Raw genomic sequence first — 12,019 nt, 5'->3', positions numbered from 1 at the left:
CGACCGGATGGAAAAGGAGACGTCTGCCATAGCCCTCCAGGCACGGGCGCTCACCAAGATTTACCGGATGGGCACGGTGGAGGTCCATGCTCTGCGCGGCGTTGACGTCGACCTGTATGAAGGCGAACTGGTCGTCCTGCTGGGGCCGTCCGGAAGCGGCAAATCGACCTTGCTCAATATCCTCGGCGGCCTTGATACGCCGAGCGGCGGCTCAGTCATGTTTCGCAATCAGCCGCTAACGATGGACAGTGAACGGGCGCTTAATCTCTACCGGCGCAACCATGTTGGCTTCGTCTTTCAGTTCTACAATCTCATACCGAGCCTGACTGCGCGTGAGAACGTCGCTCTCGTCACCGAAATCGCGAAGCATCCGATGCGACCGGCCGAAGCGCTGATGATGGTTGGACTGGGCGACAGGCTGGATCATTTTCCAGCACAACTCTCCGGCGGCGAACAGCAGCGAGTGGCTATTGGCCGCGCCATCGCCAAGCGGCCGGATCTGCTTCTTTGCGACGAGCCGACGGGGGCGCTCGACAGCAAGACCGGTATCCTCGTTCTGGAAGCGATCCTGAGGATCAACCGGGAACTCGGCACGACCACGGCGCTCATCACTCATAACGCAGTGATTGCCGAGATCGCCAATCGCGTGCTCTACTTCGCCGACGGGCGTATTGTGGAGACGCGTCGAAACGCTTCACAGCGCGCCCCCGGCGAGCTCGCCTGGTGACCATGATGAGTAGCCTCGACCAAAAGCTTCTTCGTGAACTTTGGCGACTGAAGGCGCAGGTGCTGGCAATCGCACTGGTGATCGCTTCGGGCACGGCTCTGCTCATTATGGCGCTGACGACGATCGAGGCTCTCGAAGAGACGACCACCGCCTACTACGAACGGACGCGTTTTGCCGACGTGTTTGCCCAAACCAAGCGCGCGCCGGAACAGCTGGCACGCGATATCGCGGAAATTCCCGGCGTGCGGCTCGTCGAAACACGCATCGTGGAAGGCGCTATTCTTGACATGGCCGGCTTTCCCGAGCCTGTCGTTGCCGAGTTGCTTTCGCTACCCGAACGGGGTCCTCAACTTTTGAACGCATTGGTGATCCGGTCGGGACGTCTGGTCGACCCCACCCGGCCCGATGAGGTGGTCGTGAGCGAACCCTTCGCCGAAGCACACCGATTGAGACCGGGTGACAGTTTCGATGCCATCCTGAGGGGCCGTAAGCGCACGCTGCAACTGGTGGGCACTGCGCTCAGCCCGGAATTCGTCTACGCGATCGCGCCCGGCGGCTTGATGCCGGACGACAAGCGTTTTGGCGTCCTATGGATGGGCCGGGATGCGCTGGCGGCAGCCTTCGACCTGCAGGCCTCATTCAACAGCGTAGCGCTCAGCCTTCTGCCCGATGCAGACGCCAAGGATGTCATTCGGCGGCTCGATAGCCTCCTCGCCCCCTTCGGCGGTGCCGGGGGCTATGGCCGTTCCGATCAGACCTCAAACTGGTTCCTGGAAAGTGAGATTGCCCAGCAGAAGAACATGTCCCGGGTCATGCCAGCCATCTTCCTTGCGGTCGCCGCGTTCCTGACGAACATGGTGATGGCAAGGCTGATTGAAACCGAGCGTCGAGAGATCGGCCTGTTCAAGGCGTTCGGCTACGGTAACTGGGCGATCGGTTGGCACTACGCCAAGATGGTCCTCGTCATCGGGACAATCGGCGTCCTCATCGGCTCGTTGACCGGCGCCTGGCTCGGCCACTGGAACACTGAGCTCTACACCCAGTTCTATCGCTTTCCGTTTCTGCTTTATCGCCCCGGCCCGGCCGGATTCGTGATCGCAGGCGCAATCAGCGTGGTCGCGGCGCTCGCCGGCAGCCTGTCCGCCGTGCGCCGCGCAGTCCGGCTTCCTCCTGCAGAAGCCATGCAGCCCCCCTCCCCGCCGATCTACCGACGAAGCTGGGCGTCGCGAACTGCTCTCGCCGGGGCATTGGACGAGCCGTCGCGGATGATCCTGCGGCGAATAATCCGATGGCCGGTGCGGGCGTTCCTCGCCAGTCTGGGTCTCGCCATGTCGATCGCCGTGCTTATCATGGCGCTGCAATGGGTCGACGCTATCGATTCCCTTGCCGAAACCGCCTTCGAGCGCGGACAGCACCAGGACGCGACCGTCGCGTTCGGGGACTTGCAACCCATTGACACGATTGGAGACTTCGAGAACCTCTCCGGAGTGCTGGCGGCGGAACCCTACCGCCATGTGCCGGCGCGCATCAGCCACGGGCATCTTGTCGAGCGCCAGGGTATTATCGGTGTACCGGGCGGCGCCATCCTTAGCCCCATCTTTGACGTCGAGCGCGGACGCATTGAAGTGCCCTCCGGCGGGCTGGTGGTGTCGCGAAAACTGGCCGAACTTCTCGATGTGAAGACTGGCGACACCGTCGCCGTCGAGTTCCTGGAGGGGCGACAGCCGCGGTTGAGCCTTCCCGTCGCGCAAATCTTCGAAACCCATATTGGCAAGCCCGCCTATATGGATATGACCGTCCTAAATCGTTTGGCCGGAGACGGCCGCGTCGTCAGCGGGCTGCACATCCGGGTTGATGCCTTGAGCCGCTCGACCTTGCTGGCGAGGCTCAAGGAGATTCCTAACATCGCCGCTGTTCTTTTTCGGCAGGCTGCCATCGATACGTTCTACAAGACGATGGGCGAAACGATCTTCATCTTCATCGGCTTCTTCGTCGTCTTTTCGATGACGCTCGCCGTCGGCGTCACCTACAATTCCATTCGCATCGCGCTCTCCGAGCGGACGCGCGAGCTCGCGACCCTGCGCGTTCTCGGTTTCAGCCGCTTGGAAATCTCCTACATCCTTCTTGGGGAAGTCGGCATTCTAACGTGGGTCGCCATTCCGCTCGGGGCAGTCATCGGCTTTTGCCTTGCGTGGTACATGACCAGCGCCTTCGAGACTGAACTGTACCGCGTGCCGCTCGTACTGCGGGACGCAACCTACGGCAAGGCTGCACTGATTGCCCTCGCGGCCACGCTGATCTGCGCCGCCATCGTGCGGCGGCGGCTCGATCGTCTAGATCTGATCGCGGTGCTGAAGACAAGGGAGTAGTCTATGAGCATCGCAAGACGCAGATTGGCAATCTGGGGCAGCCTTCTCGCCCTTCTGGCAGCTGGCATCGCCTATGCCTTGCGACCGCAGCCTATACAGGTGGACCTCGCCGCCGCCGAGACCGGCTTGCTGCGGGTCACTATCGACGAAGAAGGCGAGACGCGGGTTCGCGACGTGTACACCCTTCACGCACCGCTTCGCGGCCAATTGGAGCGCATCACCGCGGAGCCAGGCGACGTCGTCGCGGCCGGGGAGACACAACTGGCACAAATCGAGCCTGCACAACCGGCATTTCTGGATGCGCGGACGGAGGCGGAGCAGCAGGCGGCCGTAGAGGCGGCACGGGCGGCGTATAACCTCGCCGCCGCCGAACTCAACAAGGCCAGAGCCGATCTAGCCTTCGCCGAGGGAGAGCGGGCCCGCGCCCGGCTCCTGATCGAGCGCAACACGATTTCGCAGCGGGCCTTGGAGGATGCGGAGCGCGCCTATAAGGTTGCGGAAGCCAACCTCGCCACCGCCGAGGCAGCCTTGAATGTACGTCAGCATGAGCTCAACCAAGCGCGGTCGCGCTTGCTATCGCGCCAGGAGATCCGCAGTCGTAGCGGCCCCTGCGAATGCGTGCCGCTAACCGCGCCCGTGAGCGGCGTGGTTCTGCAGGTCATACGCCGCAGCGAAGGGGTCGTTGAGGCTGGAACCCCCTTGATCGAGATCGGCGATCCCGCCAATCTGGAGATCGTAGTCAACTTCCTCTCGGAAGATGCGGTCAAGATCAGGACCAGGCAGAAAGCCATCATCACGGACTGGGGTGGGCAGGACCTGAAGGCGGTCGTACGGCGAGTTGACCCCTTCGGGCAAACCAAGGTGTCTGCACTCGGAATTGAGGAGCAACGGGTCGATGTTGTGCTGGATTTTGCCGAGTCACCTGAGCGTTGGCGCTCTCTCGGACATGGTTATCGCGTCGACGTGCAAGTCGTTCTGTTCGAAGGCAACGTCCTCAAACTGCCGCTCGGGGCCTTATTTCGAGAAGATGATCACTGGGCTGTCTTCGTTGCGGATCAGGGACGGGCACAACTGCGGCCCGTTGTCGTCGGCCAGCGAAACAGCCTTTCGGTCGAAATCCGCGACGGGATGCGATCCGGGGAGAAGGTCATCCTCTATCCGAGTGACCGCATCATAAGCGGCGTGGCCATCGCAGAACGCTAATTTAGGTCACGAACTAACTGCGCCACGGCACGCAGTGACCCGCAGGACGTCGTCCAGCAAGCGCGGAAAGGCGACGATGGTCGCGACGAACTCGGTCTCCAGTCTTTCGCTCAGCGGCGCGCCGGATCGGCATTTCGCCCAAGGGCAGTCTTGGTCGATCCAAAACGTCTTGCAGATGGGGCTTGCTGCAGTACGATGCGTTCCGCATGATCGTGGTTAGCGGCAAGGGAGTTTCCCCATGAGCGCGCCCTTGGAAGAATCCTCAGGAGAGTCTCGGGAAAGACGAACCATACGGCTGTTTCTGTCCGGCGACGTCATGACGGGACGGGGTATCGACCAGGTGATGCGTTATCCCTGTGATCCGGCCCTTCGTGAAGGTTACGTTCACTCGGCGCGGGGTTACGTTCGACTGGCAGAGCAGGCGCATGGGCCGATCCCGCGGAATGCGGACTCATCCTATATCTGGGGTGTTGCGCTCGATGAACTCGATCGGGCGCGGGTCGACGCGCGCATCGTCAATCTCGAAACAGCCGTGACCCGTAGCGATGACTATCTTCCGAAAGGCATCAACTATCGCATGAGTCCCGAGAATGCACATTGCCTCACTGCCGCAGGCATCGATTGTTGCACGCTTGCCAACAATCACGTGCTCGATTTCGGGCCTGCCGGGCTAATCGATACGTTGGCAACATTGAACGGCCTTTCGATCAAGACGGCCGGTGCCGGGCGTAATCCGGGAGAGGCCAGCGCGCCCGCAATTATTGAGATAGCTGGTAAGAGCCGCGTGCTTGTGTTCTCGTTCGCCTCGGTCACAAGCGGTACACCGCGGAGCTGGGCGGCGACGAAAGAAGCCATGGGCGTGAACCTGTTGGCAGGCCATTTCTATTCAGATGTCCGGTGCATCGCCGATCAGATCACCAGAGTCCGTCGGCCGCGCGACGTGATCGTTGTGTCCATTCATTGGGGGGCAAATTGGGGGCATGAAATTCCGGCGGTTCAGCGACGATTTGCGCACGCGCTGATCGCCGAGGCCGGCGTTGCCGTGGTGCATGGGCATTCATCGCACCACGCGAAGGCAATCGAAGTCCATTGCGGTCGACTTATTCTTCATGGCTGCGGCGACCTTTTGAACGACTACGAAGGAATTAGGGGATACGAGGAGTACCGGGGCGACTTGTGTCTAATGTATTTAGCCGACATCGATTCCCTGACCGGCGACCTCGCGGCGCTTGAAATGGTGCCCGTTCAGATAAGGCAGTTTCGTCTTGTTCGGTCCTCGAAAGGAGATGTCGAATGGCTCCGTCAAACCCTAGATCGGGTGAGCCTACGATTGGGGGCAAGCATAAGGCAGATGCGAAACGGGCGACTTGCCCTGCTTTGGCCCGAGAAGCGAGCGGGGTGAAATAAGATGTCATGCAGATTTTCGGCACACACCTCAATGGATAGCCTGATGATTTCGAACCAGTTCGGCTGCAACCTGGGTCGATCTTCATGCGCGATGCTGACGGTCGCGGTCCAAGTCCGATAGCGGACGCGATCCGGATCACGACGAGGCCGGTGAAGGCTTCTGAGAGCGAGGGGCGCGATTTGATCGCGGTCGTCATGGAACTTGTGCGCGAACTGCATCCCCAGCGCGTCAAGTTCATCGACGCCGTCCCGTCCAGGCGGATCGAACGCGATCTCGGGATCGACAGTTGTGGAGAGCCCGATCTCCGCGGCTGGCAAAACCCGAACGATCGCAAGCCATGGCGCAGACAAGTGGCACCTACCCCCCTGCCGCCATGGTCCCTCGGACGAGGACCGACGTGGTTTCAGCTTAATCTACGGCCGCGGCCTCACGCGCGCGGGACCGACCGGGCGGCTTGTCTGCCGCGGCATTGGCGTCTTGGTCACAGTGCCATCAGCAATCGAGAGCACGCTGTCGTAGAATTCCTCGCCTTTCGCAGACTTCGGAGGCGTGGCGTCGTGCATGACGCTGATCACCGTCGCCCCGGGGCAGTTGTCCCGAATGGCCTGGTGAAACGCGATGGTCGCCTCGCTGTCGAGGGCGCTCGTCGGTTCGTCGAGGAAGATGAGTCCCGGGCGCAGTAGCAGAATTCGCGCCAGCACGAGTTTCTGCTTCTGGCCGCCGGAAAGAAGCTGGTCCCAGCGTTGGTTGTCCATGCCTTCCTCGACAAGGTCGCCGGCAAAGTGGGCGAGTCCGGCCTCGCCGAGTGCCGCTGCCACTTCTGCGTCCGAGCAGGCTCCGACGGCATCGGGCAGGCAGACCAGTTCCCTCAACGACACTGCTGGCAGGTGTACCTCCTGCGCGGCAAAGAAAGTCCGCACGCTCCTTGGCAATACGATCCTACCGCGGCCGTGTGGCCAGAGGCCGTTGATCGCCCTGAGCAAGGACGACTTGCCGCTACCCGAGTTCCCGACGAGAAGCGTCCATTCGCCAGGTTCGAAATAGAGGTTCCCGGCCCGGATGAAGGGTTCATCATCGTCCGGATGCATCAGTTCAAGATGCTCGATCGACAGGCCAGACTGCGCATCCTGCTCGTCATAGAGCAGTTCGGAAAGTCCGGTGCGGGCATGGAATTCGCGCGGCTGCTGCACGTCCTCGATCGCCTGTGCAAGGTCGGTTACGCGACGAGCGTTCGCCCTTAGCCGTGCAATGTCAGGCATGACGTGGATGAACCATGAACAATCGTTGATGATCGCGTTGGCCAGCTCGGCGCCGGTAACGTAGGCCTGCAGGCTGATCTTGTTCTCGACATAGGGAAGCAGTCCTGGCGCGTAGGCGACGATGCGCGAGCCGAAGAAGTTGTAGACGAGCTCGAAACCCATATAGATCGCTGTCAGGATGTTGACGCTCGCCCAGATACGGTCGACCTCGAGATAGCGTCGCCCGTGAAGTCGCCTTTGTGCTCCCTCCCCACCGGCGGCCGCTACGTGGAAGCTGCGGTTGAGGAGCGTCGTCAGCTCTCGACGATAGCTGCCCTCGGCCGATTGCATTCTGACATCCAGCCGTTGCTGGATCGCTCCGAGCTTCGCTGCCAGCAGCGTACTGATGGGGACGTAGGCAACGACGGCTGCAGCCGTCAGAGAGGCGCTGGCGTAACTACCAAGGAACTCCAGTCCGCTGACCTCTGTCGAGGTCTCGATAATTTTGCCGCCGACGAAGAACAGCGACAGAACTACGCCGGCGACCCCCATGGCGAGACCGATGGCGCCACCGGTCATGCCCTTGATCGATTCCTGGATACGCTGATCGATGTTGTCCGGTACGGCAGCCTTCGTCGGGACGGTCTTCGCCGGACCCTGCTGCAGGTGAAAATGCGTGTGATTGCGATCGAGCAGTGCGTCATTGAAGCGACGGTCGAGCCAGACACGCCATTTGCGATGCAGGCTCGTCGAGAAGAAGTGGCGGACTGCCGTGAACCCGATTTCCTTGACCACGACGATTGTCGCTAACGTGACCGCGCTCGAAAGAATGGTCTTGAGTGTTGACGGGTTTTCAGGGTGGTGAAGAAAGGCGATCGCGCTCACAAGTTCGCCCGACGCCTCGGCAAACCAGACGCTGGCCATTGCTGACAGTGCCGTAAGTACGAGGATGATCGCCGCAAGGCCCCAAGCCTCTCGCCATCGGTCGGAAAACCAATAGGCGAACATCAGCCCCCAAAAGCTGCGCATCGAAGAAACGGGGGTAGACTGCGGCTGCTTTTTCAATCGAGGCTCCACCAGAGAGGCGGTCGGAAACGACGTGATCAAGTCGCTGACCGAGAAACGTGAGCCCAATTGAGCACATTCGGATTGGTGCTGTCGGGCGGCCAATGACCAGGCCGTGCATATAATTCGGCGAAAGCCGCTGGCAGCTGGTTAAGTCATCATGATAGTAGTGTTAAAAGCTCCGGTCATATTCAAGGCGCGTCAGCCATCTTCGGACAAGTTTCCAAGCGTGAGAGCAGTTTTAAAAGTCCAGCAGCGCATTGTCGACCACTTCCTTCATCACGAAAAAAGTCCGGGTCTGACGCACGCCGGGTAATGCGATCAACTGCGTGCCATGGATGCGGTTGAAATCCGCCATGTCGCCGACGCGGATCTTCAGGAAATAGTCGAAGTCTCCGGCGACCAGATTGCAATCCAGCACGAAATTCAGCTTGGCGACCGCCTTTTCGAAGGCGCCGAAGCTTTCCGGCGTCGAGCGGTCCAGAACCACGCCCACCATGACCAGCGCGCCGCGATCGACCTTCTGCGGCTCGACCATCGCCCGCACGGACTTGATATAGCCTTCTTCGAACAGCCGCTGGGTACGGCGATGGCAGGTGGCGGCGCTGACATCGACCAGCTGCGCGAGTTCGGCATTGCTGAGGCGGCCGTTTTTCTGCAGCAGGCGCAGCATTTTCAGGTCGATACGATCCAGTTCAGAGGCCATGAAAGAATCTTCCGAAAACATAGCATATTGTGAAAGCTATCTCTCTCTTTTTCGAAGATTGTATCAGTCTCACAAAATCTGAACACCATCTTTGAGAGCACATTTCATTGAAGTGATGCTAGCGTTTCCTTCGCGTCACAACAAGGAGAAGGGACCCATGCTAGAGAAATTCGAGCGCTATCCGCTCACATTCGGACGGACCCATATCGAGAAGCTGGAACGGCTTTCGAAACATCTCGGCGGCAAGGTCGAGCTCTATGCCAAGCGCGAGGATTGCAATTCTGGCCTGGCCTTCGGTGGCAACAAGCTGCGTAAGCTGGAATACATCATTCCCGATGCGATAGCCTCGAAGGCCGACACGCTGGTGTCGATCGGCGGCGTGCAGTCAAACCATACGCGCATGATCGCCGCGGTCGCGGCCAAGATCGGCTTCAAATGCCGACTGGTCCAGGAAAGCTGGGTACCACATGAAGATGCGGTCTATGATCGCGTCGGCAACATACTGCTGAGCCGCATCATGGGAGCCGATGTTCAGATGGTCGACGAAGGCTTCGACATCGGCATCCGTCAGAGCTGGGAAGAAGCGATCGAGGACGTCAAGGCCAAAGGTGGCAAACCCTATCCGATCCCGGCCGGCGCTTCCGTGCATAAATATGGCGGTCTGGGTTATGTCGGCTTTGCTGAAGAGGTCCGCGCCCAGGAAGCCGAGCTCGGCTTCAAGTTCGACTACATCATTGTCTGCACGGTGACCGGCTCCACCCATGCCGGCATGACCGTCGGCTTTGCCAGGGATGGCCGCGAGCGCACTGTCATCGGTATCGATGCCTCCTTCACCCCGACCCAGACCAAGGCGCAGGTGCTGGAGATTGCCCAGCGCACCGCCGAATTGGTCGAGCTTGGCCGAGAACTGACGGCAGACGACATCATCCTGGTCGAAGACTATGCCTATCCGGTCTATGGTGTGCCGTCGGACGAGACGAAGGAAGCCATACGGCTCTGCGCTCGCCTCGAAGGCATGATCACCGATCCGGTCTATGAGGGCAAGTCGATGCAGGGCATGATTGATCTGGTAAAAAAGGGCTACTTCCCAGAGGGCTCCAAGGTGCTCTACGCCCATTTGGGCGGTGCACCGGCAATCAACGGATATGCCTATACGTTTCGCAACGGCTGATGCCTTGCCAAACCCGTCCGGCCGGAAAATACCCGGCCGGCCGTCGCAGACATGGGAACCGGATACCGGCCGGAGCAAAGCGAAAAGCAGCCAGGCGACCGCTCAACCCTCGGATAGGGCGATCGGAATGCTCGTGCATTCATCTCGCATGTTTGCACGCGATCTGTCGGCGATCACCGTTCCTCACTCTCTGTAAGAGGCATCGGTCTGGTCGAGCTTCGATTTGAGGTAGTCGAAGTGTGCGAAGGCCATGCCCTTGTAGGCATGCCAGCCTTCCGCAGTTTTTTGGGCGACCTCATCGGACAAGATGTTCAGAGCCTGTCCGGTCGAATAGGCTAATATCAGGGTTTTCGCGGCTTTTTCGAAGAAATAGAGATCCTCGAATGCCTCTGCGACTGTCTCACCGGTACAAGTCACTCCGTGATTGCCCATTATCAGAGTTTTGTTCTTGCCGAGGGATTGAGCCAGTCTTGTGCCTTCTTCAGCTTCATCCGCGATGCCACCGAAGCCGAGATCGATTCCGAGCGCGCCGAAGAAACGCGCAGTGTTGTTGTCGATCGGCTTCATCGACGGATCCCTGAGCGTGGAAAGCGCCGTTGCATAGGGTGGATGGCAGTGCAGCAGCACACGCACTGCAGGGCACTCACGATGGAGCGTGCCATGAATCGTCCATGCTGAAGCGTCAGGGGCGGCCGGACCATTCATCACCGTCGGATCATCCGCATCGAGCAGCAAAAGATCGCTTGCCCGGATCGATCCGAAATGTCTCCATTTCGGGTTCATTAGGAACCGTTTGCCGTCCGCGGAGACGGCTGCGCTGAAATGATTACCTACGGATTCGCTCCAGCCGAATTCGACACAGAGACGGAAGGCGGCCGCCAGATCGATTCGCAATTGCGCAAAATCGTTGCCGGCAACATCGGTAGATGAAGTAGACCCGCTCATTTGAATCGCCCTTCTGACGTCAGCGCGCGATAGGTGCTGCGCATCTCACCACGGTCGGCATAGCAACCGCGCAGATAGCGCTCGCCGCTGGTCGCTGAATAGGCTGACCGACCATGCACGATGCGGTGATTGTCAAAGACGATGCATTCCGTGGCTTTCAGGGTGAAGCGCATCAGGTATTTGTCGGACTGCAGCATGCGCGCAAAACGGCAGAATGCCGGATAGTATTGATCGAGGAAAGTCTGCGGCAGGTCGAAGATATCGGCCATATGCTGGCTGATGGTGACCCCGGACACCTCTCCGTGTTTATCCAACTCGATGACCCTCTGGCGGGAGCGAACATCATACGTGTCGTGCTCGCAGAAATAAGGGATTTCCGTCTCCGATAGAAGCTTGAAATCTTCGGGAAATTCTCTCTTCAGGTCATTGGCGACGGCCACACCGTCGAGAAAGAGGTTCCGGCCACCTTCGACGGTATTGGCTCGGCAATGCAAGAACTGCACGCCAGGAGCCATTTCTTCCGCTGGGGTATCGGTATGCAACTCCAGCGCCTTCGCCGTATAGGCAAGGTTTGTCGGTTTGATATGCATGCGTACGTCAAAATATTCGCCGAAGAATGTCGGGCGCACATGCCCCATCAGGCGGACCAACTCTGTCAGTCCCTCATTGCTGTCTGGCATGTCCGTCACGATTGCGACGCCTTCAACAATGATCGCTTCCAGCCATTTGGCGACGGCCGACTTGTTTGCAAGAAGGTCCGGTTGCGCAAACCTCGCTATCGCCGGATAGTGATCCGAATACCACGCCCGCCGTGGAAGATCTGCAGGGTCGGGCCGGCGCTTGCCGCTGTCATATTGCGCCAGCCACTCCAGCGGATAGAGACTTTTATGTCCTTCACCTTTCCAGACGACCTCCAAGGCATCATCGACCACTGCGACCCGCTCCGGGACAGGAGCGCCGTCAAGATGGAAAATATCAAAAACACGTTCGCGCGTCTGACTGTCGAACGATGTCGGGCAATTGTCTCGCAGCCAATAATAATTGAAATAGCTTGCTGCACCACCTGTCACGCGGAGATGGAGACCGCGGTGGTCCAGTCTCACAGGCACACTCGTATCCATTTCACCTTCTCCACTTATAGTAATCATAAGGGTTTACTTGAAAACCCATTGTTTATTGAGAATATT

At 59.4% G+C, this 12,019-nt stretch carries 9 protein-coding genes; 5 read left to right on the top strand and 4 right to left on the bottom strand.

Annotation, left to right across the window (positions count from 1 at the left end):
• The first annotated feature begins 7 nt into the window (after positions 1-7).
• The 4 genes from ACSQ2W_RS24210 (at position 8) to ACSQ2W_RS24195 (ending at position 5,701) form a co-directional block, all read left to right on the top strand.
• Entirely contained in the window at positions 8-727 is a 720-nt protein-coding gene (locus ACSQ2W_RS24210; RefSeq protein ID WP_436088668.1) for an ABC transporter ATP-binding protein, read from the top strand.
• A 5-nt stretch (positions 728-732) separates the two neighbouring features.
• Positions 733-3,096, top strand: a complete 2,364-nt coding sequence (locus ACSQ2W_RS24205; RefSeq protein WP_436088667.1) for an ABC transporter permease — start codon at positions 733-735, stop codon at positions 3,094-3,096.
• Between the two features lie 3 nt (positions 3,097-3,099).
• Complete coding sequence (locus ACSQ2W_RS24200) at positions 3,100-4,299, top strand: efflux RND transporter periplasmic adaptor subunit (RefSeq protein WP_436088666.1); 1,200 nt, start codon at positions 3,100-3,102, stop codon at positions 4,297-4,299.
• A gap of 238 nt (positions 4,300-4,537) precedes the next feature.
• Positions 4,538-5,701 (top strand): CapA family protein, encoded by a 1,164-nt coding sequence (locus tag ACSQ2W_RS24195; RefSeq protein WP_436088665.1) that lies wholly within the window; start codon positions 4,538-4,540, stop codon positions 5,699-5,701.
• Between the two features lie 419 nt (positions 5,702-6,120).
• Here the strand turns inward: ACSQ2W_RS24195 and ACSQ2W_RS24190 are convergent, their stop codons facing one another.
• Together ACSQ2W_RS24190 and ACSQ2W_RS24185 are read right to left on the bottom strand one after the other, a co-directional pair.
• The gene (locus ACSQ2W_RS24190) at positions 6,121-7,974 is read right to left on the bottom strand and encodes an ABC transporter ATP-binding protein/permease (RefSeq protein ID WP_436088994.1); all 1,854 of its coding nucleotides are present in this window, start codon (positions 7,972-7,974) and stop codon (positions 6,121-6,123) included.
• 277 nt (positions 7,975-8,251) lie between these two features.
• Positions 8,252-8,716, bottom strand: a complete 465-nt coding sequence (locus tag ACSQ2W_RS24185) for an Lrp/AsnC family transcriptional regulator (RefSeq protein ID WP_436088664.1) — start codon at positions 8,714-8,716, stop codon at positions 8,252-8,254.
• Between the two features lie 157 nt (positions 8,717-8,873).
• On the opposite strand from ACSQ2W_RS24185, the gene ACSQ2W_RS24180 reads away from it, so the two are divergent.
• A complete protein-coding gene (locus tag ACSQ2W_RS24180; RefSeq protein WP_436088663.1) occupies positions 8,874-9,887 on the top strand; it encodes a 1-aminocyclopropane-1-carboxylate deaminase in 1,014 nt (337 codons plus the stop codon).
• A gap of 183 nt (positions 9,888-10,070) precedes the next feature.
• On the opposite strand, the gene ACSQ2W_RS24175 is transcribed toward ACSQ2W_RS24180, so the two are convergent.
• Complete coding sequence (locus tag ACSQ2W_RS24175; protein ID WP_436088662.1) at positions 10,071-10,832, bottom strand: class II aldolase/adducin family protein; 762 nt, start codon at positions 10,830-10,832, stop codon at positions 10,071-10,073.
• A complete protein-coding gene (locus ACSQ2W_RS24170; protein ID WP_436088661.1) occupies positions 10,829-11,953 on the bottom strand; it encodes a TauD/TfdA family dioxygenase in 1,125 nt (374 codons plus the stop codon). The genes ACSQ2W_RS24175 and ACSQ2W_RS24170 overlap by 4 nt, the downstream gene beginning before the upstream one ends.
• Positions 11,954-12,019: the final 66 nt, after the last annotated feature.

It is taken from the genome of Pararhizobium sp. LjRoot255 (assembly GCF_964252905.1).
In the GTDB taxonomy this organism is placed as follows: domain Bacteria; phylum Pseudomonadota; class Alphaproteobacteria; order Rhizobiales; family Rhizobiaceae; genus Pararhizobium.
Note: the sequence above shows the minus strand (reverse complement) of the source record. Positions and strands in the feature narration are given on the sequence as shown.

Coding starts and splice junctions, on each gene's coding strand:
- ACSQ2W_RS24210 (WP_436088668.1), top strand. CDS start 8: ATGGAAAAGGAGACGTCTGCCATAGCCCTCCAGGCACGGGCGCTCACC.
- ACSQ2W_RS24205 (WP_436088667.1), top strand. CDS start 733: ATGAGTAGCCTCGACCAAAAGCTTCTTCGTGAACTTTGGCGACTGAAG.
- ACSQ2W_RS24200 (WP_436088666.1), top strand. CDS start 3,100: ATGAGCATCGCAAGACGCAGATTGGCAATCTGGGGCAGCCTTCTCGCC.
- ACSQ2W_RS24195 (WP_436088665.1), top strand. CDS start 4,538: ATGAGCGCGCCCTTGGAAGAATCCTCAGGAGAGTCTCGGGAAAGACGA.
- ACSQ2W_RS24190 (WP_436088994.1), bottom strand. CDS start 7,974: ATGCGCAGCTTTTGGGGGCTGATGTTCGCCTATTGGTTTTCCGACCGA.
- ACSQ2W_RS24185 (WP_436088664.1), bottom strand. CDS start 8,716: ATGGCCTCTGAACTGGATCGTATCGACCTGAAAATGCTGCGCCTGCTG.
- ACSQ2W_RS24180 (WP_436088663.1), top strand. CDS start 8,874: ATGCTAGAGAAATTCGAGCGCTATCCGCTCACATTCGGACGGACCCAT.
- ACSQ2W_RS24175 (WP_436088662.1), bottom strand. CDS start 10,832: ATGAGCGGGTCTACTTCATCTACCGATGTTGCCGGCAACGATTTTGCG.
- ACSQ2W_RS24170 (WP_436088661.1), bottom strand. CDS start 11,953: ATGGATACGAGTGTGCCTGTGAGACTGGACCACCGCGGTCTCCATCTC.